A 25251-nucleotide genomic window follows, 5' to 3' on the forward strand; every position below is an offset into this window, starting at 1 on the left:
GGTCTGCGGGCGTGCGGGCGCGTGTACACACGCCCAGATCCATCCGTCAGACTACCCGGGGCGGTTTGTCGTGATGACGTCGAGAACACGGCGGATATCGGTGTTGTCCAGGGTGGCGCGGGCGGTCAGGCGCAGCCGGGAACGGCCGTCCGGGACCGACGGCGGGCGGAAACAGCCCACCCGGACCCCGTCCGCCAGACAGGCCGCACGCCAGTCCACCGCAGCCTCCGGGGAGGGGGCCAGTACCGACACCACCGCGGCGTCCGGGGCGCTGGCCGACAGCCCCCGGGCACGGAGCCCCTCGGACAGTTCGCGGGCGCGGGACCGCACCACCTCGGCCCGCTCCGGTTCGGCGCGCAGGACACGCAGCGCCGCCAGCGCCGCCCCCGCGGCCGCCGGAGCCAACCCGGTGTCGAACACGAACGTGCGCGCCGTCTCCACCAGGTGCCGGATCACCCGGCGGGAGCCCAGGACCGCACCGCCCTGGGCGCCCAACGACTTGGACAGGGTCACCGACACCACCACGTCGTCGGCCCCGCCCAGCTCCGCACCCGCGGCACCGCGCCCGCCCGGGCCCACCACCCCGAGCCCGTGGGCGTCGTCCAACAGCAGTGCCGCCCGGTGGGAGCGCGCGACCTCCGCCAGGGAGGGGATGTCGGTGAGGTCGCCGTCGACCGAGAACACGGTGTCGCTGAGCAGCAGGCGCCGGCCGGCGCCCCCGGACAGCAGCTCGGCCGCCCGGTCGGCGTCGCCGTGCGGGAACACCGTGACCCGGGCGCCGGCCGCCTTGGCCAGCCGGGTGGCGTCGATGAGGGAGGCGTGGTTGTACTGGTCGCACACCACCAGGGGAGGTTCCGTCTCGCCGGCGGTCGGGGCGCCCAGCGCGGTCACCATCGCCAGATTGGCGGTGTACCCCGAGGAGAACACCAGGGCGGCCTCCGCACCGTGGAAGGCGGCCAGCTCGCGCTCCAGCTCACCGTGCAGTTCCGTGTCACCGGTGACCAGCCGGGAACCTCCGGCGCCCGCGCCCCAGGTGTGGGCGGCCTCGGCGGCGGCCGCCACCACCCGGGGATCGCGCATGAGCCCGAGGTAGTCGTTGCCCGCCAGGTCCAACAGCCCCTCGGAGGGCGGCCTGGGGACGGTGCGGCGGGTCAGCCCGGCCCGGGACCGGCGTTCGGCGGCCTCGTCCAACCACGCCAGGGGGTGGTCGGCCGGTAGCGGCCCCGTCCGCGCCGCGCGCAGCGGCCAGGGGCGGGGGGCGGTGTCGAGGTGTTCCATGCGGGTGAGAGCTCCTCGGGGCTCGACGGTGCGGGTCCAGTCCTGCGGGGAGGTCCCTGGCGGGTCGACCCAGCGGCGGCCAAGCCCGCTGGGGCGACCCGTCCCTTGAGTGCCAGGGAGGCGTATACGACTCTGCCGTTCGGCAGGCCCTCAGTCACCAGTGGAAGCCCACAAAGAATCGGCGGGGATTCCTGGCTCACTCGTACGGGGCGCCAGTCCCCGCGCGCGGGGAACAATGGGGCACCATGTCCCGAATCAGCACAGCGACGGCCAGCCCCGACCGTGTCCGGGCCGCCGACAGCGCGCACCTGTGGCACCCCTACACGACCGTTCCCGCAGCTGAGACCCCCTATGTGGTCACCGGCGCAGAAGGCGTCCACCTGACTCTGTGGGCGGACGGCGAACACCACCGGGTGATCGACGGCATGGCCTCGTGGTGGTCCGCGATCCACGGCTACCGCCACCCCGAACTCGACGCCGCCGTGCACGCCCAGGTGGGCCGGTTCAGCCACGTGATGTTCGGCGGGCTGACCCACGCACCCGCCGCCGAGCTGGCCCGGGCCCTGGTCGGGATCACCCCCGACGGACTGGAGCACGTCTTCCTCGCCGACTCCGGCTCGGTGTCGGTGGAGGTCGCCATGAAGATGTGCCTCCAGTACCACCGGTCCACCGGCAACGCCGAACGCCGCCGGTTCCTCACCTGGCGGGGCGGCTACCACGGCGACACCTTCCACGCCATGAGCGTGTGCGACCCCGACGGCGGCATGCACTCGCTGTGGGGGGACGTCCTGCCCGGCCAGGTGTACGCGCCCGCACCGCCCGCCGGGTTCGGCACCGGGCCCGACCCCGACTACCTGGCGGAGTTCGAGGCGCTGGCCCGGGAACACGCCGGAGAGCTGGCCGCGATCATCGTCGAGCCCGTCGTCCAGGGCGCGGGCGGGATGCGCTTCCACCACCCCGGGTATCTCAGGGAGCTGCGCAGGATCGCGGACGTGTACGGGCTACTGCTGGTCTTCGACGAGATCGCCACCGGGTTCGGCCGGACCGGGGAGATGTTCGCCGCCGACCACGCCGGGGTCGTTCCCGACGTCCTGTGCGTGGGCAAGGCGCTGACCGGCGGGTACATGACGCTGGCCGCCACCCTGTGCACCTCCCGGGTGGCACGGGGGATCGCCGGGGGAGAGGTCCCGGTGCTCGCGCACGGCCCCACCTTCATGGGCAACCCGCTGGCCTGCGCAACAGCCCTGGCGTCGGTGGAGCTGCTCGCCGGGGGCGACTGGCGGGGCGACGTGGCCAGGATCGAGTCGGGGCTGCGTCGGGGCCTGGCCCCCGCGGAGAGCCTGCCGGGCGTGCGGGAGGTGCGCGTGCTCGGCGCGATCGGGGTGATCGAGCTGGACCGGCCGGTGCGTATGCGCGAGGCCACTCGGGCGGCGGTGGCGGCCGGGGCGTGGCTGCGGCCGTTCCGCGAGCACGTGTACGCGATGCCGCCCTACGTGTGCTCCGAGCAGCAGATCGCGACCATCGCGGAGGGGATGGTCGCCGCGGCCGCTGCCACGTTGGCGGCCGACGAGAACGTGGAGGGGCAGCAGTGACCCGGGTGCTCGTGGTGACCGGGACCGGCACCGAGGTGGGCAAGACCGTGGCCACGGCCGCCGTCGCCGCGCTGGCCGCGGCCCAGGGACGGCGGGTGGCGGTGCTCAAGGCCGCCCAGACCGGGGTGGGGCCGGGGGAGGAGGGCGACGCGCAGACCGTGGCGCGCCTGGTCCCCGGGGTGACCACCGCCGAGACCGCCCGCTACCCCGAACCCCTCGCCCCGGCCCGGGCCGCCGCCCGGGTCGGCCTGGACGGACCCGAAGCGCGGCAGGTCGCGGACCTCGCGCGCGACCTGGCCGGCGAACACGACCTGGTGCTGGTGGAGGGAGCCGGCGGGCTGCTGGTCCGGTTGAACGCGGCGGGGGAGACCCTGGCCGACGCGGCCGTCCTGTTGGCCGCCCCGGTGCTGGTGGTCGCCGACCCCCGGCTGGGCACCCTCAACGCCACCGCCCTGACCACCGAGGCGCTGCGTTCGCGCGGTCTCGCCCCCGCCGGGGTCCTGGTCGGATCCTGGCCGCAGGCCCCGCAGCAGCCGGACCTGGCGATGCGCTGCAACCTCACCGACCTGCCCGGCATGGGCGCGGGGCCGCTCGTGGGCGTCCTGCCCGAGGGCATGGGCGCCCTGGCCCCGGAGGAGTTCACCGCCGCGGCGCGCCGGGGGCTGGGAGCCGAGTTCGGCGGGGCGTGGCCGGGGCCGGGCGGGGACGCGGTCTGAACACCCACGGCCCGCCCACTGGCGGACCCCTTCAAAGCCCGGGCCCGATTCTTTGTGCCGTTCCACGGCAGACGTGCCCCACCGCGCGCCGATACGTTGCCACTGCCAGCCACAACACCGCCTTCCAGGGGACCCCTTGAACCTGCTCATCACCGGCATCACCACGCAGTCCTCCATCGCCTACGCGATCGCGGAGGAAGCCATGCTCCAGGGGCACGAGGTGATCCTGACCAACCCGCCCGGCCGTGCCTTCTCCATCTGCGAGCGCATCGCCAAGCGGCTGCCCAAGGAGCCAGTGGCCGTCCTGCCCATGGACGTCACCGACCCCGAGCAGATCACCGCCACCGCCGAGGCGGTCGGCGAGTACTGGGACCACGTGGACGGCCTGCTGCACGCCATCGCCTACGCGCCCGAGTCCGCCCTGGGCGGCAACTTCCTCAACACCGACTGGGAGGACGTGGCCAAGGCGATCCACATCTCCGGCTACTCGCTGGCCGCCCTGGCCGTCGGTATGCGCGACCTGCTCGCCAAGGCCCCCGAGGGTGCCGGTGTGGTCTCGCTGACCTTCGACGCCAGCGTCGCCTGGCCGGTCTACGACTGGATGGGCTCGGCCAAGGCCGTCCTGGAGAACTCCGCCCGCTATCTCGCCCGTGACCTGGGCCCGCAGGGCATCCGGGTGAACACGATCTCCGCCGGCCCGATCAAGTCCCTCGCGGGCGGCTCCATCCCGGGCTTCTCGCAGATCGCCGACTCCTGGGCGGACAACTCGCCGCTGGGTTGGGACACCAAGGACACCACGGTCGTGGCGGGCCCCGCCCTGTTCCTGATGTCGCCCGCCGCCCGCGCCATCACGGGCACGGTCATGCACGTGGACGGCGGTTACCACGCGATGGGCGCCCCCCTCGCCCCAGCCGCACCGGAGGACGCCTCCGGGGCCTGACCCCGGGGCCGAGGTGTCCTCCGGCCCTTCAGGGGTAGGCATTGTGCCGGGGCGTGCGGATACGGAGGTTCGGAGGCGTTGGGCACGGTCAGCATCACCCTGGACGACGGTCGCACGCTGAAACTCTCCGAGACCCTGTGCGAGGCGCTGCGGCAGGCGGTGGACGACGGTTCCGGCGGGCTCCGGCTGTCGGTCGAGGTGCCCGAGCCGGTGTACGTCGCGCTCAGGAAACGCGGCCTGGTCGTCCGGCAGCGGCCGCACGGGGCACGTCTCACCCCGCTCGGCGATGAGGTGTGCCGCAGACTCGGCGGGCCCCTCGAACTGGTCGGCATCGAGGAGCCCGTCCCGGATCGTTCCGGGACGGAGGCGCCCGGGGCCACCGCGTACGGCGGACACCGCATCAGGGCTCTGGCGGCCAAACACCCCGGACCGCGTTCCGAGGGCCCTCCGCCGACCCGGCGCACAAGGGTGAGGAGGCGCTTCGAGGCGTTCGGGCGCCGTAGAAGGGCCGTGCTCGGAGGGAGGCGGCCGGAGGCCGCAGACGCGCTGGAGGAGGCCGAGTTCGGCGAGGCACCGCCGATGATCGGCGCCTCCGAGTCCCTTCGGCCCGTGGTGGACGCGGAGCTGCCCGCGGGTCAGGCCCGCCGGTTGCGCCTGGCCCTGGAACAGCGTGCGCTGCTGCTGCGCCGATCGCGCGGCCAGGCCTCCCGGGCGCCGGGCGGCGCCCTGTTCGCCCGCCGCAGACGTGAGCGCGAGCTGGCCGGACGCCTCGCCGGCCCCCAACAGGTCATCGACCGCCACCCGGGGCGTTACGTCGAACCGGCGGACCTGGGGGACTCCGGCCGTTGGACCCTGGGCCGGACCCAGCGCGCCTCCGACGAGATCCTGCGTTCCCCGCTGGTCCGTGAGGCCCTGGTGGACCGTGACCTCAGCCGGGACCTCGTGGCCCGGACCGAGTGGGCGGTGGCCCGGGAACTCGGGGCCAGGGAGGGGGACACCCCGGAGGCGCCCTGGTGGGACATCGCCCTCGTCGACCCGCTGGAGGTCCGGATCCAGGTCCTGGAGTCCTACGCCCTCCGCCTCACCGAGGTGGGACGGGAATGGGCCGGACGCCGTACCAGGCGGGAACTGCGCCCCCCGGAGTCGGATGAACTGGAGTTCCTGGTCCGCCGCGCCCGGTGGGTGGGGCGCCAGATCGACGCCCGTGCCCTGGACGCCGTCCTGACCGTGCTGGGTGAGGACCCCGCAGAGGGCCCCGCGGGGGCAGAGCGGTTCCACCCTCCCGGAACCGCTCCCTGAATGCGCCGGCCAGGATCCGGCCGTGTGGGACCCGGGTCCTCAGGCGGGGGCGGGGACCGGGGAGCCCAGGGTGAAGGCCCGCGGGCCGGGACCGTGGGCCCGCAGCTGTTCGGCGCGTTCCTCGGCCTCCGCCGCGGGGATCCCGGTCCCCGCCGTGGTCCACCACAGGGCCCGTTCCACGGTGGGGAAACCGCCGGCCGCCGCACGGTAGGCGAGGACCTCCCGATGGGTCTCCTCCACGAAGGAGCGCAGGTCAGCGGGGGAGCGCCACAGGCTCACCACGCGCACGCGGTCCCCCTGATCGAAGAAGTGGACTTCTCCCAGGTGCCCCAAATGGTCCTTGGCCTGTTCCCGCAGCGCGCCGACGAGGGCTTGAAGATGGTGGCGCTCACCGGTGACCGTGCGGGCCTCCACCAGGACCGTCCAGTGGGCGGGGAGGGTCGGCTCAGCCAAGGAGCAACGGATCCTGGCCGCCTTCGTGCGTGCGCTGAGGTGATCGGCGGTGGGCTGGGAAAGCAGGGAACGCATCGGAACTCCCGGTTCAAGTGGACCTTGTTAAAGAGTCCACTTTGGCTCTGGTGGTCTCTGTTGGTCTGATGCCAGTATCGGGAGTCAGGCGGAGTGCGAATAGAGCCAATGGAGCCGAAAATGGACCTTGTTCGACGTACCGACGAGCTCGTGGATCTTCTCGGGAACTGGTCCGCCGGGACCGGCGCCCTCTACCGGAGGTTGGCCGCGTCCCTGCGCGGCCTGGTCGAGCAGGGCTCCCTCGTCCCGGGGGAGCGCCTGCCCTCCGAGCGGAACCTGGCCGTCGCACTGCGGATCAGCCGCACCACCGTCGTCTCCGCCTACGACCACCTGCGTGACGAGGACGTCCTGGAGAGCCGCCAGGGCAGCGGTACCCGGGTCTGCAGCACCAGGGCCCCGGTGCGCGCCGATGGGTGGGCCGCGGCCGGCAACGGCAACCCCATGTACAGCAACCTCCTGCGCGCCGACGAGAACGTCATTCCCGTGTCGTGCCTGCGCACCCCCGCCCTCGCCGGGGTCGAGCAGGCCATTCGCGAGGTCGTGGCCGAGGACCTGCCCGCCCTCATGGCCGAGGGCACCTACTATCCGCGCGGGCTGCCCGCCCTGCGCGAGGCGATCTCACGCCATTACGAACGCCAGGGCCTGCCCACCCACCCCGACCAGATCGTGGTCACCACCGGCGCCCACCAGGCCGTCGCCCTGGTCGCCCAGCTCTACCTGCGCAAGGGTTCCCCCGTGGTGTCGGAGGACCCGAGCTTCGCCGGATGCCTGGACCTCATGCGCGACCGGGGCGCCCAGATCCACCCGGTCCCCATGGACGCCCAGGGGATCGACGCCAACGGGGTGCGCCGGGCCTTCGCCGGCCACGCGCCCCACCTGCTCTACGTGATGCCCTCGTACCACAACCCGACCGGCACCCTGATGTCCGTGGCCCGCCGCCGGGAGCTGGGGGAGCTGTCGGCCCGGCACGGGGTGCCGATCCTGGAGGACAGTGCCTACACCGGGATCCGGGCCGCCGACGAGCCCGCCCCGCTTGCCGCCTACGCCCCGCGCGGAGCCGAGGTCATCAGCGTCGACTCGCTGTCCAAGGTGGGGTGGGCGGGGCTCCGCGTCGGCTGGTTGCGCGCCCCCGCCGAGATGGCGCTCCGGCTCAGCCGCCGCAAGGTCCTCGCCGACCTGGCCAGCCCCCTACTGGACCAGGCGGTCGCCGTGCGCCTGCTCGACCGCTACGGCCAGCTCGCCCACCAGCGTTCGGAGGAGCTCCGCGAGGCGCTGGCGCACATGGGCTCCCTGCTGCGCCGAGATCTGCCCGACTGGCGGTGGGAGGCCCCCGACGGCGGCGCCGCCCTGTGGGTGCACCTGCCCGGGGTCAACGCCCGCGCCTTCGCCCAGGTCGCGCTCTGCCACGACGTGGAACTGGTGCCCGGTCCCGTGATGTCCGCCTCCGAGGGCGGTCTCCACGACGAGTACTTCCGGCTGCCGTTCGCCTACGACCGCGAGACGCGTGAGGAGCTGGTGTGGCGGCTGGCCCGTGCCTGGCGCGAACTCGACCGGTACGGCCCGGTGGAGAGCCACCCGGACGCGCTGGTGGTCTGAACAGCCGTGATCTTGCTACCAGGGGCAACTTCGGCGCCGAGATCGCCCCTGGTAGCAAGATCACCGAGGCGGGGACGGAGACAAGAGGAGGGCGGCACCACGCGCGTGGTGCCGCCCTCCGCCGTTCCCGGCCCGCCGGGGCGGTCGGGACCCAGGGGTTCCGGCCGATCCGGGAGAACCGGAGAGGCTAGCCGAGCTGGACCTTGCGGGCCTCGGCGAAGCGCTCCTGGACGTCGGCCCAGTTGACCACGTTCCAGAACGCCTTGACGTACTCGCCCTTGACGTTCTTGTACTGGAGGTAGAAGGCGTGCTCCCACATGTCCAGCATGAGCAGCGGCTGCGTGCCGATGGCGATGTTGGCCTGCTGGTCGTACAGCTGCTCGATGATCAGACGCTGACCCAGGGCGTCCCAGGCCAGGATCGCCCAGCCGGAACCCTGGATGCTGGTCGCCGCGGCGTTGAAGTGCGCGCGGAAGGCGTCGAAGGAGCCGAACTGGTCGTCGATGGCGGCGCCCAGCTCGCCCTCGGGCTTGTCGCCACCGTCCGGGGAGAGGTTCTTCCAGAAGACGGAGTGGTTGACGTGGCCGCCCAGGTGGAACGCGAGGTTCTTCTGGAGCATGGGCACGGTGCCGAAGTCGTCGGCCTCGCGGGCCTCCGCCAGCTTCTCCAGCGCACTGTTGGCACCGGCGACGTAGGTGGCGTGGTGCTTGTCGTGGTGCAGCTCCATGATCTGACCGGAGATCCACGGCTCCAGGGCCGCGTAGTCGTAGGGCAGTTCAGGAAGCGAATATGGCGCAGACATCTCTGACGCACCTTTCCAATGACGCGATTCGTCGGGCTTACCAGCGATGGGATCGCTCTAGGCAGCAAGCTATCAGCCAAGCGGGCACAGACCCGATGTCAGGCTCTTTACATCCCGGTCCGGGAATAAACGGTCCGCGGCCCGTCGGCGGGGGCCGGCCCTGCGGCGCGAGCCGAACACCCTGCGGCGCTCACCGCCGTGGTCGTGCTCCATCCCCGTGGCGCCCCGGCCCCTCCGGTCCCTTCCCGCCCGTCGGGTCGCCCAATCGTCCAGCTTCGTACTGAACCTCCCGAGCGGTGCCGCGTCCGAGGAGTTCCCGGTCGGCGGTCCTAGGGTGTGCTCGCCGAACACGCCCTGGTTTGGCAGGACCACACGCCAACGCTCCAGGGGCGCCGGGAGGTGTTTCTCGGGTGTTGGTCCGCCATTCACTGACCGGGCATCGGGGTCAGCGATAATGCAGCGCCGAATTCGAGTTATGGAACCCGTCCAAAAGCCTCGTTCGGTGAAAAGTATCCCTAGTTCTCCGAGGCCGTCGCCGCTCATGCACATCTCATCTTTCCGGCCTCCCAGCACCGAGGCCCCCAGTACCCCCTCCGTTCCCGACACCGTGCGCGCGAAGGGCGTCGGAGGGGGTTTTCGGCCCGAGATCGAGGGGTTGCGCGCCGTCGCCGTCCTCCTCGTGGCCGTCTACCACATCTGGCTCGGCCGGGTCTCCGGCGGTGTCGACGTCTTCCTGATGCTCACCGGCTTCCTCATCACCGGTTCACTGGTCCGCGGTGTCGAGCGCGAGGGCCGTGTCCGCTTCGTCGCGTTCTGGACCCGGTTGGCTCGGCGCCTGGTACCCCCCGTCGCCGTGGTCCTGGTCGCGACGATGGCCGCCACGTACCTGTGGCTGCCCCGCCCGCGCTGGCCGGACATCCTCGACGAGGTGCGTGCCGCCGCGCTCTACCACGAGAACTGGCTCCTGGCCCGCAACGCGGTGGACTACCTGGCCCGGGAGGCTGCGGTCAGCCCGGTGCAGCACTTCTGGTCCCTGTCCGTACAGGGGCAGTTCTACCTGCTGTGGCCGGTGCTGGTCGCGCTGGCGGCGTTCGTGGCCTCCCGGGCCCGGATACCCCTGCGCATGGCGGTCCTGGCCGCGGTCACGGCCGTGTTCGTCCTGTCCCTGGGTTACTCGGTGTCGATCACCGTCCGGGACCAGGCCTGGGCCTACTTCGACACCGGTGCCCGCCTGTGGGAGCTGGCCCTGGGCGCGATCCTGGCCCTGGTCATCCACCGCGTACACCTGCCCGTCCGGTTGCGGGTCCTCCTGGGCTGGCTCGGGCTGGCGGCCCTGGTCTCCTGTGGGTTGCTCGTCTCGGTCTCCACGCTCTTCCCCGGGTACATCGCCCTGTGGCCCACTCTCGCCGCGACCCTGGTGGTCCTGGCCGGGACCACGGGCAGCCGCCACGGCGTGGACCGGCTGCTCACCTGGAAGCCCCTGACCGCCCTCGGCAAGCTCTCCTACCCCCTGTACCTGTGGCACTGGCCGGTCCTGGTCTGCTACCTGGAGGCCACCGGCCGGTCCCTGGCAACCCCGCTGGGCGGACTGGGGGTCCTGGGACTCTCCCTGTCCCTGGCCTGGTTGACCCACCGCCTGATCGAGGGCGGCCTGGACCGCTTCACCCGGCAGGCCCGCCGCCGCGGCCCCGGGTGGTCGTCGGGCATCGCGGCCGCGCTGATCACCCCGGTCCTGGCCGCATCGCTGGTGTGGACCGGAGGCATCGAGCGGGAGCGGACCGAAAGCGCCCAGGAGGTCGTCATGCCCGAGCGCTACCCGGGAGCCCAGGTGGCTGTCGACCCCGCCATCCTTCCGCTCCTGCCAGACGTCCCGGTGCGCCCGGATCCGGCCTACGCGAGGGAGGACCTGTCCAGCCACCACGAGCAGGGCTGCCACGTCGCCCTCACCACCGCCGAACTGGTCGTCTGCGACACCGGGCCGGACGGGGCCGAGCACACGCTCGTCCTCGTCGGCGCCTCACGCATGGCCCACTGGTACCCGGCCGTCGAGGCGGCGGCCGAGGCCCGGGGGTGGCGCCTGGTCTCCTTCACCAAGAGCGGCTGCCTGTTCAGCACCGAGACCGCCTACCGGGACGGTGCGGTCGACCAGGCGTGCGAGTCCTGGAAGGCCGATGCGATGGCCGAGATCGAGGAGTTGCGCCCCGACGCGGTCCTGACCTCCTCCACTCGGGCCACCCTCAGCAAGGAGACCGTCCACGACGGTTACCTGGAGGTCTGGCGGCGGCTCGACGCACTGGGCATCGAAGTGATCGGCCTGCGCGACCTGCCCCGGCTGCCCTACCAGGGCGCCGAGTGCGTGGCGTCGGGCCCGGACGACCAGTGCACCTCTCCGGCCTCGGCCAGCCAGCGGGACGTGGACCCCGCGACCCTGGTCAATCTGCCGCCCAACGTCTCCCTCATGGACCTCACCGCACACGTGTGCCCCAGCGGCTCCTGCGACGCGGTGGTCGGCAACATCCTGGTGTTCTGGGACCACTCGCACATCACCGCCACCTATGCCGAAACCCTCGCCCCGGTGATGGAGGAGGCCCTGATCGATGCCACCGGTTGGTGAACCGTCCCGGTCGGTGAACCGGTCCGCCAGGTGACCGGGGGCGGGCGGGGAATTCACCGGAAACGGGGGAAGTGGCCACCGTGAATGACGCCTCGGTGATGTGTCGGTGAACGCCGGGGGAATTGATGCCCACGCGGGTTTTGATTTCCCCGGTGAAAGGTCCGGTGCCTGCTTTGAGGAGTTAGTGTCGAAAGCGCCCGGGGTTTTCACAAAACGCCCGGGCATCCCCCTGAATCCACTGCCACGTCACCCCCGTGGAGGCCCCCGTGCGCACACTCCGCCGCAGAGCCCGGCCGCTTCTGGCGATCGGTGCCCTTCTCGGCCTCGTCCTGCTCGCCGTCCCCACGGCTTTGGGTGCGCTGGCCGTGCTGAGCTGGGCGGAGGCCGTGATCGTCACCGCCCTGCTCCTGCTCGGCGGGCTGGTGTGCGCTCTCGGCGCGGGGCTGTGGCTGCTCAACCGTTCCGTGCGCGCCCTGGAGACCAGCGTCAGCGGGCACACCCACCGTGTCACCGAGGTGCTCGGCCAGGACCGCCTGGAGATCACCCGCTCCCTCGGCGGTGTCCGCGACCGCCTCAGCAGCCTCCAGGACCACGCCCTGCCCAAGGTCGGCCGGGAGATCCGGAACGCCGTCACCGTACAGGGCCGCCACGACTACGAACAGCAGGTCGCCTGGGCCGAACTGCGCGCACACCTGGACGTGGCCCCGTTCATGCCGCCCCTGCGCGGCTGGGCCGCCTCCCCGGACGTCCTGCGCCTGCTGGTCCGGCTGATCGACCGGCACCACCCCGAGCTGGTGGTGGAGTGCGGCAGCGGGGCCTCCAGCGTGTGGATCGGCTACGCGCTGCGCCGTGCCGGCAGCGGCAGGCTCGTCGCGATCGAGCACGAGGCCCGGTACGCCGAAATCAGTCGGGACCTGGTCGCCGCGCACGGCCTCGACGACATCGTCGAGGTCCGGCACGCCCCGCTCACCGAGGTCAGGGCCGAACTCCTCGGCCCCGCCCCCGACGGCCCCGGCGAATCCGCACCCCTGTGGTACGACCTCTCCCGCCTGAGCGACCTGGACGGCATCGGCCTGCTGTTCGTCGACGGCCCGCCCCAGGCCACCGGGGAACAGGCCCGCCACCCGGCGGTCCCCGCCCTCCTGCCGTACTGCACCGCCGACGCCGTGGTCGTCCTCGACGACGCGGACCGACCGGACGAGCGCGCGCTCGGTGACCGCTGGGTCGCCGAACACTCCCTCTACCGCACCGAGGAGCCCGCCGAGAAGGGCGCCCACGTGTTCACCCGCCGGAACCACTGACCCCGATCCGCCCCGACCCGAACCCGTCCCGGCGGCCGCCCCAGCCGCCACCGACAGTGAAGGCCCACCGATGATCACCACCGTCCTTCGGCATGCCCTGCGCGCCCGCGGCGGCGAACCGGCGGTGCTCTGCCACACCGGCGCCGAAACCCGGGCCGACCTGGCCGGGCTGCCCACGGCCCCGGGAGACCTGCTCCTGGACCTCGACGCCCAACCGCCGGGTCAGCCCGTGTTCGACGACGACCGGGTCGCCGGCCTGGTGGCGGTGGTCGCGGCCACCACCACCGACCTCAACCGGGTCCTCACCGCGGCCGTCCACCTGCCCCGGGCCGTGCACGTGGTGGCGGCCCTGGTCGCCACCCCGGGCCACCAGGAGCCGCCGGTCCCGGTCGGCCCCGGGATGGGACAGTGGCGCGACCTGCAGGAACTGCGGGTCCGTCGGGTGGACCGCCGGGGTTGGGTGTGCGAGCTCTTCTTCCCCAACGCCATCGAGACCGCCCCGGTGCTGGACGCGGTCCTGCACGGAACCCGGGGGCGCCGCCGTGGCCCCGCCCTGGCACCCCTGGCCGCCCTGAACGGAACCGAGGCGGCCCTGTGGCGCCCCGGAGACACGGGCGCCCACGGGGTGGCCGCCCAGGGGCCGGTCCCGCTGCGCCGGGTCACCCCGGTGGCCGACATCGTGCTGCGGCTGCACGACCACGGGGCTCCGCCCGCCTGGACCGACGAGGCGGTGCCCGCCCTGGACCGGACGAGCACCGGTACCGACTCCTGGGACGGCCTCACCGGACCGGACGGCTACACCCGCGCGGCGGGCACCGCCGGCACCGTCCGCGAGGTGCACACGAGCACCGACCCCGTCCAACGGATCGCGCCCGTCGACGAGACCACCGTCAACCCGACCGGTTTCGCCAAGGCCGAGAACGGCCCCCTCGGCGAGCTCACCCTGCACGGTGACCGCGCCGTCATCAGGGAGGGGAGGAAGGACCTGGTGACGGTGGCCCCGGACGGGACCGTCACCGACGTCGACCTCGCCCACCTGCGCCACCTCCGCGGGGTCCGGGTCGACTGGTCCGGGCACAGCGGCCCCCACGCCGCGGTGCGGGCCGTGGCCTCGCTGGCCGCCGGCGGGGTGCCCCTGGTCAGCGACCCCGTCCCCGGCTGGGCCGCGGGTCTGGGGCGACCGCTCACCGAACTCCTGGCCAACGCCGCCGAGGCCGACCTGTCCGACCGGCTCGCCCGCGAGGAACACAGCGTCCGGTTGCGCCGAGCCGCCCTGCGCACTCACGGCCTGCGCTCCCGCTGGCGCGCCCTGGCGGCCGAGGCGGGCGTGCCCGTCCCGGCCGGGCCCCGGATCTCGGTCATCCTGTGCACCCGCCGCCCCGAGATGGTCGGGTTCGCACTCGCCCAGATCGCCCGCCAGCGCGGCGTCGACCTGGAGACCGTCCTCACCCTGCACGGCTTCCCCGCCTCGCTGCCCCGGGTACGGGCCGCCATCGACGCCTACCGGGCCACCGGTCTGCCCATCACCGTGCACGAGGCGCCCGCCGACCGGATCTTCGGGTCGGTGCTCAACGACTCCGTCGCCCGCGCCGGCGGAGACCTGATCGCCAAGTGGGACGACGACGACTGGTACGGCCCGGAACACCTCAGCGACCTCGTCCTGGCCCGGACCTACTCCGGGGCCGAACTGGTCGGCACCGGCCAGGACTTCGTCTTCCTCCAGGAAGTGGACCTGACCGTGTGGCGCAGTCGCGAGTCGGAGACCACCACCCGCTTCATCGCCGGGGGCACGATCCTCACCGACCGCGTGGTCCTGGAGGAGACCGGAGGGTTCCGGCCGCTGCCGCGCGCCATCGACACCCAGCTGCTCATCGCCGTCGCCCGCGGCGGCGGCCGCGTCCATCGCACCCACGGACTGGGCTACGTGCTGCGCCGCACCGGCGGCGGACACACCTGGTCCGAGGACATGGCCTACTTCCTGCACAACTACGCCCGACAGTGGTCCGGCTGGCGTCCCAGCTCCCTCCTGGAGGGCGAACCCGCCCCACTGGGGACCGGAACCGCCCAGGAACAGCCGGTCGGCGCCACACAGCACACGGGGGGACACCCTTGACCAGTACCGAAGAACACACCGTCCCCGCCTCCGGGCGGATCCTCACCCCGGGGGACCCGCTGCCCTCCGGCGAGGTGGACTTCGGCGCCCAGCCCAGGCTGCGCCGCAACGACTACGCGCCGTTGGCTCCGCCGCCGCTGGGGGAGTGGACGCCGACCCTGTCGGTGAGCGTGGTGATCCCGGCCCACGGCCACCAGGACAAGCTCGACCTGGTCCTGGCCTCCCTGGCCGGGCAGAGCTACCCCGCGCACCTGATGGAGGTGGTCGTGGTGGACGACGGTTCACCCGAACCGCTCACCCTGCCCCGGGTCCGCCCGGGCAACACCCGGATCCTGCCCTCCGCCCCCGGTGGCTGGGGGTCGGCGCACGCGGTCAACACCGGGGTGGCCGCCTCCTCCGGCCAGGTGGTGCTGCGCCTGGACGCCGACATGCTCGTCTACCGCGAGCACGTGGAGTCCCAGATGCGCTGGCACCACCTGGTGGACTACGGGGTCGCCCTGGGCCACAAGATGTTCGTGGACTTCGGCCCGGACGCCATGACCCCCGAACACGTGCACGAGGAGGTTGCGGCGGGTCGCGCGGACCAGCTCTTCGACCGGGAGAGCGCCGACCCGCACTGGGTGGAACGCCTCATCAACCAGCACGACCGGCTGCGCACCGCCGGACGGCTGTCCTACAAGGTGTTCATCGGGGCCACCGGATCCCTGCACCGCAGCCTCTTCGACGCCGCCGGGGGCCTGGACGCCGACCTGATCCTGGGCGGCGACACCGAGTTCGCCTACCGGGTCGCCCAGCAGGGCGCGGTGTTCGTTCCGGACCTGGACACCAGCAGCTGGCACCTGGGCCGGTCCCAGATGCAGACCCGTCGCGAAGCGGGGACCCGCTACCGCCTCCCCTACGTCTCCAACCGGGTGCCCGACTTCCACCTGCGCCGCAAACGCCCCGACCGCCAGTGGGAGGTCCCCCTGGCGGACGTCGTTCTGGACACCGTGGGCCGCACCCTGGAGGAGGTCGACGCCACCGCCTCGGCCCTGCTGGCCGGTTCCACCCCGGACCTGCGTCTGTGGCTGCTGGGCCCCTGGTCCCGGCTGGACGGGGAGCGCCGGTCCCCGCTCGACGAGGCCCTCCTCGACTCGCGCCTGGTGCACGAGACCTTCCGCGGCGACCAGCGGGTACGGTTCGCCGAGGCCGAACCCGACCGCGATCCCCGGGTGCCCTTCCGGCTGACCGTCGCCGGAGGAACCGTCCCGGCCCCCGACGCCGTTCGCGACCTCGTCAAGGAGATCGACCGCGAGGGCGCGGGACTGCTGTGCGCGCCGCTGCCCGGCGCCACCCGGGGGGACGGTGTCCTGAGGCTGGAGCGCACCGCCGCCTACGCCCGGGCCCGCCACCTGGAGCCCGAGGTCACCGGCGCGGAACTGGACCGGGTCGTCGAGGAGACCCACGGGACCCACTGGATTCCGGGGGAGAGGTTCGTGACCGACCCGGAGGCCGAGTCCGCGCCCCCGGAGAAACCCGAGGTGCTCCAGAAGCGTCTGGACCGAGCCCTGGGCGAGGCTGACCGCCTCCGCGCACGGGCCCAGCGGGCCGAACGCAAACTGCGCTGGTTCACCCCCGGCCTGACCCGCAGAGTGCTGCGCCGCCTGGCCCGCTGAGGAGGACGTCGTACCGGTTCGGGCGGGCTGCACTGGCGACCACCCCCCGTCGGACCCGGTCGGTGATACGTTCCGTGCCGGCGTGTCGGGCGCGCAGGAGAACGCCCGCTCCCGACACGCCCAGCACAGGAAATCACCGAGTGTAATCGAGTTGGCTACGCTGGGCTCTGAGAGTGGCCCGCCCCCACGTGCGCCCGTCCCGCTCAGCCAACACACCGAGGTCGCCCGATGATCACCTCCGTCGTCCGCCAGGCCCTGCGCACCCGCGGTGACGAGCCCGCCATCCTGTGCCACACGGGGGACCACCGGACCACCCGCAGGGAACTCTCCGGGTTCCGGCTGCGGCCGACCGACCGGCTGCTCGACCTGGACACCCACCGCCTCGGCGACCCGGTGGAGGTGTCGGGTGTGGGCGGCGAGGGCGAGCCGGAGGCGGTCGGTCTGCTCGTGGTGGTCGCCGCCAGCCTCACCGACCTGCGCCGCTGCCTGACCACCGCCACTCTCCTGCCTCCCGCCGTGCACCTGGTCGTGGCGGTTGCCGACACCCCCGGCAACCAGGGGCCGCTGGTCCCGGCTCCGCCCGGGATCGACGAGTGGCACGGACTCCAGGAGCTGAGGGTCCGCCGGGTCGGCCAACGCGGGTGGTTGTGCGAGCTGTACTTCCCCAACTCGGTCGAGACCGCGGCCGCCCTCGACCACGTGCTCAGCGGTACCGGGGGGCGCAGACGCGGGCCCAGGAGCGTACCCCTGGGAGCCGTCCACGGCCGGGAGGGGGCCCTCTGGCGGTCCGGCGACGTCTCCGCCACCGGGGTCTCCGCCACCGGCCCCATCCCGTTGCGCCGGGTCACCCCCGTCGCCGACCTGGTCCTACGGGTCGATGACGGCAGCGGGCTGCCCGAGTGGCAGGACCCGGCCGTGGCTCACCTGGACGCGGCCACCACCGGCTCCGGTTCCTGGGAGTCCCTGACCTCGGACGACGCCCCGGCGGTGTCCGTTCCGGGCGCGCGCCCCGGGGCCTCGGAGACCGGCCGCCCCCCGGCCAGGGTCAGCGAACCCGACCCCGTCACCACCATCGCGCCCATCGACGAACGCGCCGTCAACCCCTGCGGTTTCACCAAGAAGGCCGGCGGTCCCATGGGGGACCTCACCGTCCGAGGCGGGAAAGCCGTGGTGCGGGAGGGGCAGAAGGTCCTGTTCGCCGTCCCGGACGACGGCACCGTCACCGATCTCGACATCGGCCACACCCGCTACCTGCGCGGGATCCGCGTGGACTGGTCCGGGCACAGCGGACCCGCCGCCGCGGTACGGTCCGTGGCCTCGCTGGCCGCCGGGGGCGTCCCCCTGGTCAGCGGTTCCGTCCCCGCCTGGGCGTCGGGTCTGGGCACGGAACTCGCCTCCCTGCTCGTCTCGGTGTCGGCGGCGGACCTGCGCGACCCGCTCACCCGCGAGGAACACAGCGTCCGGCTGCGCCGCGCCGCTCTGCGCACCCACGGCCAGATCGCCCGTTGGCGGGAACTCGCGGCCCGCGCCGGGATCCCGGTGCCGCCCGAACCCCGGATGACGGTGATGCTGTGCACCCGCCGCCCGGAGATGGTCGGGTTCGCGCTCGCCCAGATCGCCCGCCAACGGGGTGTCCGCTTCGAGGTGGTGCTGGCCCTGCACGGTTTCCCCGCCTCGCTGCCGCAGGTGCGGTCGGCGATCGGCGCCTTCGCCGCCACGGGGGTGCAGATCACCGTGTACGAGGCGCCCGCCGACCAGGTCTTCGGAGCGGTGCTCAACGAGGCCGCTGACCGCGCCTCGGGCACCGTCATCGCCAAGTGGGACGACGACGACTGGTACGGCCCCGACCACCTCGCCGACATGGCGCTCGCCCGCACCTACTCGGGCGCGGACCTGGTGGGCATCACCCAGGACCTGGTCTACCTGGAGGAGCTGGACCTGACCGTGTGGCAGAGCTACAAGTCCGAGAAGCCCTCCCCGGACGTGGTCGGCAGCACCATCGTCATCGACCGCTCGGTCCTGGAGGAAGTGGGCGGGTTCCGGCCACTGCCGCGGGCGATCGACAGCCAACTGCTCTTCGCGGTGCGCCGCAACGGCGGCCGGATCTACCGCACCCACGGCCTGGGGTATCTGCTGCGCCGGGCGGGCCAGGGCCACACCTGGGCCGCGGACCTGGGCTACTTCCTGCGCAGGAACACCAAACAGTGGTCCGGGTGGCGCCCCAGCGCGCTGCTGGAGGGCGCGGTCGAACCGCTGGGGGCCGCCCGGACCGTCGAGTACTCGGGAGGACACCGGTGACCACCTCAGACAACGCCCCGGCGCAGGAGGCGGCACGGGCCGGGACGCAGCAGCACGCCAGGGGGGAGCCCGGCGCGGGCCGGCCCCGTGTCGTCCGCAACGACTACTCGTCCCTGAACCCGCCGCCGCTGGGGGAGTGGACGCCGACCCTGTCGGTGAGCGTGGTGATCCCGGCCCACGGCCACCAGGACAAGCTCGACCTGGTCCTGGCCGCGTTGGCCGCGCAGACCTATCCGAGCCACCTGATGGAGGTGGTCGTGGTGGACGACGGCTCACCCGAACCGCTCACCCTGCCCCGGGTCCGCCCGGACAACACCCTTCTGGTCCCCTCCGCCCCCGGTGGCTGGGGGTCGGCGCACGCGGTCAACACCGGGGTGGCCGCGTCCTCGGGGAGGGTGGTGCTGCGCCTGGACGCCGACATGCTGGTGTACGGCGACCACGTGGAGTCCCAGATGCGCTGGCACCACCTGGCGGACTACGTCGTGGTGATGGGCCACAAGATGTTCGTGGACTTCGAACCGGACGCCATGACCCCCAAACACGTGTTCTCCGAGGTGCGCGAGGGCCGTGCGGACCAGCTCTTCGACCGGGAGGACGCCGACCCGCACTGGGTGGAGTCCTTCATCAAACGCAAGGACGCACTGCGCTCCGCCCACCACGAGGCCTACAAGGTGTTCGTCGGCGCCACCGGTTCCCTGCACCGGGAGCTCTACGACGAGGTCGGCGGGATGGACGGGGAGATGGTCCTGGGCGGCGACAGCGAGTTCGGGTACCGCCTCGCCCAGCAGGGCGCGGTGTTCGTTCCGGACCTGGACACCAGCAGCTGGCACCTGGGCCGGTCCCAGATGCAGACCCAACGTGACGCGGGGACCCGCTTCCGGATGCCCTACGTCTCCAACCGGGTGCCCGAGTTCCACCTGCGCCGCAAACGCCCCGACCGCCAGTGGGAGGTCCCCCAGGTGGAGGTGGTCGTGGACGTCGAGGGTCGCACCCTGGAGGAGGTCGACGCCACCGCCTCGGCCCTGCTGGCCGGTTCCACCCCGGACCTGCGTCTGTGGCTGCGCGGCCCCTGGTCGCGGTTGACCGGGGAGCGGCGCCCGGTGCTCGAGGAGGAGTTGCTGGACCTGCGGCTGGTCCGCGAGACCTTCCGGGGCGACCCGCGGGTCCGCTTCACCGAACCGGCCCCGGAACCGGACCCGTGGGTGCCCTTCCGGCTGTACCTGGGCGCGGGGCCGACCCCGACCCGGGACGCGCTGGCCGAGCTGGTCCAGCTCGCCAACCGGACCCACGCCGGCCTGCTGTGTGCGCCTCTGCCGGGGAGCACCCGGGCCGCGGAGGGGGCGCTCCGGTTGGAGCGCACCGCCGCCTACGCGCGGGCCCGCCGCCTGGAGCCCGAGGCCGTCGGCCGGGACCTGGACCGGGTGGTGGAGGAGCTCTTCGGGCTGCACTGGGCACCCGCGACCGGGATCGTCGCGGGGCCGGAGGAGGACCGGGAAGAGAAGAGCGAGAGCGTCGAGCAGTTGCGCGCCCAGCTCGCCCAGGCCCAGGCCCGGGGGGACCGTATGCGCCGCCGGGCGGAGCGGGCCGAACGCAAACTGCGCTGGTTCACCCCGGACCTGTTCCGACGGGCGCTGCGCAGGCTGGCCCGCTGAGGAAAGGCCGGGAAGGGACTCCGGGGGCGGGGCCGAGTCGCCACGGCTCCGCCCCCGGCAGGGCCTGTCCGGCGGGGTGTGCCGCCGTCGGGTCCGGTCAGGGGATCCAGAGCCCGAGACTCTCGGCGATCAGGGCGGGGCGCTCCTGGCCCTCGATCTCCACGGTGTGCGAGGTGGTGATCAGGTAGCCCTTGGGGGTTTCCTTCACCTCGGCGAGCTGCACGGCGTCGCGCACCCGCGAGCCCACCGTGACCGGCTGCAGGAAGCGCACCTTGTTGAGGCCGTAGTTGATGGACATCTGGGGCTTCTTCGTCAGGGAGAAGATGCTCTGCGAGAAGTGGGCCAGCAGCGACAGGGAGAGGAACCCGTGCGCGATGGTCGCGCCGAAGGGGCCCTCGGCGGCCCGTTCCGCGTCCAGGTGGATCCACTGGTGGTCGTTGGTCGCGTCGGCGAACTTGTCGATGCGGCTCTGGTCGATGGTCAGCCAGTCGGTGTGGCCCAGGTGTTCACCCTGGGCGGCGATGACCTCTTGGACGTCGGCGAATACGCGCACCACGCCTCCACGTTCGATAGGGGTTCGGCTCGCTCCGGCCTCGGCGGCCGGTGCGCTCCGGGGAACGGACGGTGACGCGAGCCACCTTACCTAACGGTGTTCGGTTAAGTGGCGGCGGGGCCGGGGCCCCCGGCCGTCCGCGTGTCCAGTACCACGGTCCGCGAGGTGTACCCGGACAGCGCCGCACGGTCCACGTCGTGCCCCAGCCCGCTCTCGGCCAGCGGCACCGGGACCACCCCGTCGTGCGCGCGCACCGGAGGAACCACCAGGTCGCGGCCCCGTCCTCCGGCCCCCGGCATCTCCACCGGCAGGCTCGCCCCGGACAGGGAGGCCAGCGCGACCGTGGCCGCCCGGCCCACCCCGGTCAGCGCAGAGGAACCGCACCACACCTGCCAGCCGGCGTCGACCGCCCGGTCCACCGCCCGCCGGGCGGCGGTCAGCCCGCCCAGGCGCACAGGATCCACGTTCACCGCCCGACCGGCCTCGGCCCCGACCGCCTCGCGCAGGTCCTCCACGCAGGACAGCGACCGGTACAGCGCCACGGGGGTGCGCAACTCGGCCGAGAGCCGGGAGTGCGCGGCCAGGTCATCGGGGGCGAAGGGGTCCTCGATCGCCAACAGCCCCATGGCGTCCAGAACACGCAGCGCGTCCAGGTCGGCGGGGGACTCGGTGTAGCGTCCGCCCGCGTCCACCTGGAGGACGAGGAACGGGAAACTGGCCTGTACGGCCCGGACCACGTCGGCGTCCCAGCCCGGTTCGACCTCCAGCCTGATCCGCCGGAAACCCGCACCGACCTGGCGGTTCACCTCCGTCACCACCGACTCCAGGGTCACCTGCCGCGGCAGGGTCACCCCCGCCGTGAGCGCGGTGCGCTCCCCGCCCAGCGAGTGCGCCAGCGGGGTGGCGCGCTGGCGGCTCCACAGGTCCCAGCAGGCGGTGTCGAGCGCACCCACCAGGGCCGGGTCCCAGGGCAGGTCGGCGAAGGCTCCGGCCACCTCGGTGGGACGGCGCCACTCGTGCGCCAGCAGGGCGGGCGCGAAGTCACGGGAGAGGGACTCCCACTGCTGCGGGGTCGCCCGGGGCACCTCGCCCCAGCCGCTCACCCGGCCGTCGGACACCCGGACCAGTACCGGAACGGCCCGGTCGGCACCGCGCCCGGCCAGTGAGGGCCGCAACCGCACCAGTTCGACCTCGACGAGCCGGGTCACCGTTACCGCGCCGGTGTGTGTCACTGCTGCCCCACCTCATGTGTTCGGAACCCGGTCACGGGCCCGACGGACGGAGGGCCCACCTCTCGACGGTACCTCCGGCCGACCCGGCCGAACACCCCGTCCGCAGGGGGTAGTTCCGTTCGGGCGCCCAGGTGGGAGGGGCTTCGGGTGGGCGGGTGGCGGTTCGCCCGGCTCCGCTGACGGGGTCGCTCACGCAGACGGGCCGCCCCAGGGCGGGGCCCGCCGAGGCGTGCGTGAGCCGGGGCGGTGGGGGCCGCAGGACGGGCCCCACCGCCCCGGTGGGGCGAACCTAGGAGGCGAGCACCTCGGAGAGCTCCCGGTGCTTCATGCCGTGGGCCTCGGCGACCGGGGAGTAGACCAGGTCACCGTCATGGGTGTTGAGGCCCTCCGCCAGGGAGGCGTCGTCCCGCAGGGCCTGCTTCCAGCCCTTCTCCGCCAGGGCCACCGTGTACCGCAGCGTGTCCTTGGTGAGGGCGTGCGTGGAGGTGTTCGGCACGGCGCCCGGCATGTTGGCGACGCAGTAGAACACCGTGTCGTGCACGGTGAAGGTCGGGTCGTCGTGGGTGGTCGGGCGCGAGTCCTCGAAACAGCCGCCCTGGTCGATCGCGATGTCCACGAGCACCGCACCCGGGCGCATCCGGGAGACGAGTTCGTTCGAGATGAGCTTGGGGGCCTTGGCGCCGGGGACCAGGACCGCGCCGATCACCATGTCCGACTCCAGGACGGACAGCTCCAGCTCGAAGGCGTTCGACACCACCGTCTTGACCTGGCCCCGGTACAGGGAGTCGACGTGGCGGAGCTTGTTGACGTTCAGGTCGAGCACGGTCACGTCCGCGCCCATACCCACCGCGATCTGGGTCGCGTTCAGTCCGGACACGCCCGCGCCGACCACGGTGACGCGTGCCGGGCGCACACCCGGGACACCGCCCATCAGGACGCCGCGGCCCCCGTTGGGACGCTGCAGCGTCACCGAACCGACCTGCGTGGCCAGCCGTCCGGCCACCTCGGACATGGGGGCGAGCAGGGGCAGCGAGCCGTCGGGCAGCTGCACCGTCTCGTAGGCGATGCCGGTGACCCTCCGCTCCAACAGTGCGTCCGTGCACTCGCGGGAGGCCGCCAGGTGCAGGTACGTGAACAGGGTCTGGCCTTCGCGCATGCGGTGGTACTCGTCCGGGACGGGCTCCTTGACCTTGAGGATGAGGTCCCCGGCGGCCCACACCTCGTCGGCGGTGTCCAGGATGCCCGCTCCCGCCGCCTCGTACTCTTCGTTCGTGATGGAGGAGCCCAGGCCCGCGTCGCGTTCGACGAAGACCTCATGACCCCGGCGGGTCAGCTCGTGGACACCCGCAGGGGTGATCGCCACCCGGTACTCGTGGTTCTTGATCTCACGGGGCACGCCGATGCGCACGGTTCCTCCAACTGGTATCGCCATCGATACCTTCCACTGTGACCTGCGAAGGCACATCCGCGCCATCGCCAATGTGCATGGCTGTTCGTTGCCATGTTGACAGGGTGTAAGCCCGTAGTGTGCGGTGTGACACGGGGTTGCCCGGGTGGATCCCGATCAGACCCGCGGTCCCCCCGCACCCGCCTGTTCCGTCGCGCCCGCCCGAGCCGCCGGAGCCACCCGCGTCGGCCGTCCCGCCACCCACACCCGCTCCACCCGCCCGGTCAACCGCATCCCGGCGTAGGGGCTGGGGTCGCTCGTGGGGACCGTCTGCGTCGCCTGGTCCCCGAAGGCCACCAGGTCGGCGTCGAAGCCCTCCCGGATCCGGCCCCGACCGCCCAACCCCAACAGGTCCGCGGGGGCCCGGGAAGTCCACCGCGCCAGGTCGGACAGGGACAGGCCGCGTTTACGCGCCGCCGTCCACAGCGCGGGCAGGCTCCACTCCAGGGTGTACAGGCCGATCGCGGGCAGGTGGCCCGAACCGACGGTCAGGATCGCCGAGTCCGGTTCCAGCAGTGCGCTCCACAGGGCCTTCCGGTTGGCGTCGGAGCGCAGCGGCGGACGGCAGGCCCGCGTCGGCGACCCCGGGCCCGGGTACTCCGAGGGCAGGCACAGATAGTGCGGACAGGTGTGCGCGGTCAGGCCCACCCCCACCGCGCCGGCAGCGGCCAGCAGGGCCGCGCACTCCGCGGCGGTGAAGGGAGCCACGTGGGTGCGCGCGCCCACCACACGCGCCGCCGCGATCACCCGCTCAAGCCCCCTGCGTTCGGCCCGGGGCGGCCGCTGCTCCGCCGCCACCGGCTGGGCCCCCAGCTCCCGGGCGTCCTCGGCGTGTACCACCAGCAGGGCGTTCAGGGCGGCGATCTCGGCCATGGCCTTGCGTAGCTGGGCGTCATCCAGCGCCGCCATGTCGGGGGCGCCCCCGTCCGACAGCGACCCCTGGAAGGCCACCACCCCTCCGGCGTGCAGGTCGGCCAGGTCCAGCGGCCCCGTCCCCCTCGTCACCCCGCCGAGGAAGGCCACCGGGACCGCGGTGCCCGCCGCCGCGCGCTGGTGGAGCTGGAGGGAGTCGGCGCAGGTGATGGCGGGCCGCCCCGGAGCGGGGGAGGCCACCACACAGGTCACCCCGCCACGCAGCGCGGCCTCACCCGCACGCAGGTAGGACTCCCGGAGTTCCCGGCCGGGCACGTGCACACCGGTGCCCAGGTCGATCGCGCCGGGCAGCAGAGCCGTCTCGCCGAGGTCCACGACCTCGTGCGCGCTCAGCTCGGCGGCGTAGGGCCGGATCGCCTCGATCCGGCCGTCGCGGATCCCCACACAGGCGGGCCTGGTCCCCTCGGGGACCACCGTCCTGCGTGAGCGGATGACACTGTCGAACTCGGGCATCGCCCTCCCCCTTCGTGCGCTGTCGTGCGTTCGTGGTGCTGTGCGGCCGTGCGAGGGGACACGGCGACGAGGGGTGACGGCACGAGAGGGCGGTCCGCGGCCTCGGACGGGAGGTCGAGCGTATCGCGAAGGCCGCGCCGAGAAGGGGGAAACGTCACTTCCCGTCCGGACCCGCCGGGGATCCCCGCCGCGGTACGGGCGGGGTCCGCATGTCCGGGCACGGCTCCGGGGAAAAAGGGGGAGGGCGAT

The 25251-nt window shown here is 73.0% G+C and carries 18 protein-coding genes; 11 read left to right on the forward strand and 7 right to left on the reverse strand.

Annotation, left to right across the window (positions count from 1 at the left end):
* Positions 1 to 51 precede the first annotated feature (51 nt).
* Entirely contained in the window at positions 52 to 1278 is a 1227-nt protein-coding gene (locus ACUKCB_RS01190) for an 8-amino-7-oxononanoate synthase (RefSeq protein ID WP_473038604.1), read from the reverse strand.
* A 245-nt stretch (positions 1279 to 1523) separates the two neighbouring features.
* On the opposite strand from ACUKCB_RS01190, the gene ACUKCB_RS01195 reads away from it, so the two are divergent.
* The 4 genes from ACUKCB_RS01195 to ACUKCB_RS01210 all read left to right on the forward strand — a co-directional run bounded on the left by ACUKCB_RS01195 (position 1524) and on the right by ACUKCB_RS01210 (position 5825).
* Entirely contained in the window at positions 1524 to 2870 is a 1347-nt protein-coding gene (locus tag ACUKCB_RS01195) for an adenosylmethionine--8-amino-7-oxononanoate transaminase (RefSeq protein WP_473038605.1), read from the forward strand.
* A complete protein-coding gene (gene bioD, locus ACUKCB_RS01200) occupies positions 2867 to 3586 on the forward strand; it encodes a dethiobiotin synthase (RefSeq protein WP_473038606.1) in 720 nt (239 codons plus the stop codon). The genes ACUKCB_RS01195 and bioD overlap by 4 nt, the downstream gene beginning before the upstream one ends.
* 136 nt (positions 3587 to 3722) lie before the next feature.
* Complete coding sequence (fabI, locus tag ACUKCB_RS01205; RefSeq protein WP_473038607.1) at positions 3723 to 4526, forward strand: enoyl-ACP reductase FabI; 804 nt, start codon at positions 3723 to 3725, stop codon at positions 4524 to 4526.
* A 78-nt stretch (positions 4527 to 4604) separates the two neighbouring features.
* Positions 4605 to 5825 (forward strand): hypothetical protein, encoded by a 1221-nt coding sequence (locus tag ACUKCB_RS01210; RefSeq protein ID WP_473038608.1) that lies wholly within the window; start codon positions 4605 to 4607, stop codon positions 5823 to 5825.
* 39 nt (positions 5826 to 5864) lie between these two features.
* Here the strand turns inward: ACUKCB_RS01210 and ACUKCB_RS01215 are convergent, their stop codons facing one another.
* Positions 5865 to 6353, reverse strand: coding sequence for a DUF3291 domain-containing protein (locus ACUKCB_RS01215; RefSeq protein ID WP_473038609.1), 489 nt, complete (start codon positions 6351 to 6353; stop codon positions 5865 to 5867).
* A 120-nt stretch (positions 6354 to 6473) separates the two neighbouring features.
* Between ACUKCB_RS01215 and ACUKCB_RS01220 the strand changes: the two genes are divergently transcribed.
* On the forward strand, positions 6474 to 7949 hold the full coding sequence (locus ACUKCB_RS01220) for an aminotransferase-like domain-containing protein (protein ID WP_473038610.1): 1476 nt from the start codon (positions 6474 to 6476) through the stop codon (positions 7947 to 7949).
* A 187-nt stretch (positions 7950 to 8136) separates the two neighbouring features.
* Here the strand turns inward: ACUKCB_RS01220 and ACUKCB_RS01225 are convergent, their stop codons facing one another.
* A complete protein-coding gene (locus tag ACUKCB_RS01225; protein WP_473038611.1) occupies positions 8137 to 8751 on the reverse strand; it encodes a superoxide dismutase in 615 nt (204 codons plus the stop codon).
* 541 nt (positions 8752 to 9292) lie between these two features.
* Between ACUKCB_RS01225 and ACUKCB_RS01230 the strand changes: the two genes are divergently transcribed.
* The 6 genes from ACUKCB_RS01230 to ACUKCB_RS01255 all read left to right on the forward strand — a co-directional run bounded on the left by ACUKCB_RS01230 (position 9293) and on the right by ACUKCB_RS01255 (position 20384).
* Positions 9293 to 11365, forward strand: coding sequence for an acyltransferase family protein (locus ACUKCB_RS01230; RefSeq protein ID WP_473038612.1), 2073 nt, complete (start codon positions 9293 to 9295; stop codon positions 11363 to 11365).
* A gap of 266 nt (positions 11366 to 11631) precedes the next feature.
* Entirely contained in the window at positions 11632 to 12666 is a 1035-nt protein-coding gene (locus ACUKCB_RS01235) for a class I SAM-dependent methyltransferase (RefSeq protein ID WP_473038613.1), read from the forward strand.
* Positions 12667 to 12736: 70 nt separating this feature from the next.
* A complete protein-coding gene (locus tag ACUKCB_RS01240; protein WP_473038614.1) occupies positions 12737 to 14779 on the forward strand; it encodes a glycosyl transferase family 2 in 2043 nt (680 codons plus the stop codon).
* The gene (locus tag ACUKCB_RS01245) at positions 14776 to 16434 is read left to right on the forward strand and encodes a glycosyltransferase family 2 protein (protein WP_473038615.1); all 1659 of its coding nucleotides are present in this window, start codon (positions 14776 to 14778) and stop codon (positions 16432 to 16434) included. Before ACUKCB_RS01240 ends, ACUKCB_RS01245 begins: the two co-directional genes overlap by 4 nt.
* 228 nt (positions 16435 to 16662) lie before the next feature.
* A complete protein-coding gene (locus tag ACUKCB_RS01250) occupies positions 16663 to 18732 on the forward strand; it encodes a glycosyltransferase family 2 protein (RefSeq protein WP_473038616.1) in 2070 nt (689 codons plus the stop codon).
* Positions 18729 to 20384, forward strand: coding sequence for a glycosyltransferase family 2 protein (locus ACUKCB_RS01255; protein ID WP_473038617.1), 1656 nt, complete (start codon positions 18729 to 18731; stop codon positions 20382 to 20384). The genes ACUKCB_RS01250 and ACUKCB_RS01255 overlap by 4 nt, the downstream gene beginning before the upstream one ends.
* Before the next feature lie 97 nt (positions 20385 to 20481).
* Here the strand turns inward: ACUKCB_RS01255 and ACUKCB_RS01260 are convergent, their stop codons facing one another.
* The 4 genes from ACUKCB_RS01260 to ACUKCB_RS01275 form a co-directional block, all read right to left on the reverse strand.
* Positions 20482 to 20937, reverse strand: a complete 456-nt coding sequence (locus tag ACUKCB_RS01260) for a MaoC family dehydratase (protein WP_473040878.1) — start codon at positions 20935 to 20937, stop codon at positions 20482 to 20484.
* Positions 20938 to 21041: 104 nt separating this feature from the next.
* On the reverse strand, positions 21042 to 22169 hold the full coding sequence (locus tag ACUKCB_RS01265; protein ID WP_473038618.1) for an enolase C-terminal domain-like protein: 1128 nt from the start codon (positions 22167 to 22169) through the stop codon (positions 21042 to 21044).
* 289 nt (positions 22170 to 22458) lie between these two features.
* On the reverse strand, positions 22459 to 23577 hold the full coding sequence (ald, locus tag ACUKCB_RS01270) for an alanine dehydrogenase (protein WP_473040879.1): 1119 nt from the start codon (positions 23575 to 23577) through the stop codon (positions 22459 to 22461).
* 156 nt (positions 23578 to 23733) lie between these two features.
* A complete protein-coding gene (locus ACUKCB_RS01275) occupies positions 23734 to 25002 on the reverse strand; it encodes a dihydroorotase (RefSeq protein WP_473038619.1) in 1269 nt (422 codons plus the stop codon).
* Positions 25003 to 25251 lie beyond the last annotated feature (249 nt).

Source organism: Nocardiopsis moroccensis, from assembly GCF_055763695.1.

Excerpts from the sequence above, each read along its gene's own strand:
- ACUKCB_RS01190 (WP_473038604.1), bottom strand. The coding sequence starts at position 1,278 with ATGGAACACCTCGACACCGCCCCCCGCCCCTGGCCGCTGCGCGCGGCG.
- ACUKCB_RS01240 (WP_473038614.1), top strand. The coding sequence starts at position 12,737 with ATGATCACCACCGTCCTTCGGCATGCCCTGCGCGCCCGCGGCGGCGAA.
- ACUKCB_RS01195 (WP_473038605.1), top strand. The coding sequence starts at position 1,524 with ATGTCCCGAATCAGCACAGCGACGGCCAGCCCCGACCGTGTCCGGGCC.
- ACUKCB_RS01225 (WP_473038611.1), bottom strand. The coding sequence starts at position 8,751 with ATGTCTGCGCCATATTCGCTTCCTGAACTGCCCTACGACTACGCGGCC.
- ACUKCB_RS01250 (WP_473038616.1), top strand. The coding sequence starts at position 16,663 with ATGATCACCTCCGTCGTCCGCCAGGCCCTGCGCACCCGCGGTGACGAG.
- ACUKCB_RS01220 (WP_473038610.1), top strand. The coding sequence starts at position 6,474 with ATGGACCTTGTTCGACGTACCGACGAGCTCGTGGATCTTCTCGGGAAC.
- ACUKCB_RS01230 (WP_473038612.1), top strand. The coding sequence starts at position 9,293 with ATGCACATCTCATCTTTCCGGCCTCCCAGCACCGAGGCCCCCAGTACC.
- ACUKCB_RS01275 (WP_473038619.1), bottom strand. The coding sequence starts at position 25,002 with ATGCCCGAGTTCGACAGTGTCATCCGCTCACGCAGGACGGTGGTCCCC.
- ACUKCB_RS01215 (WP_473038609.1), bottom strand. The coding sequence starts at position 6,353 with ATGCGTTCCCTGCTTTCCCAGCCCACCGCCGATCACCTCAGCGCACGC.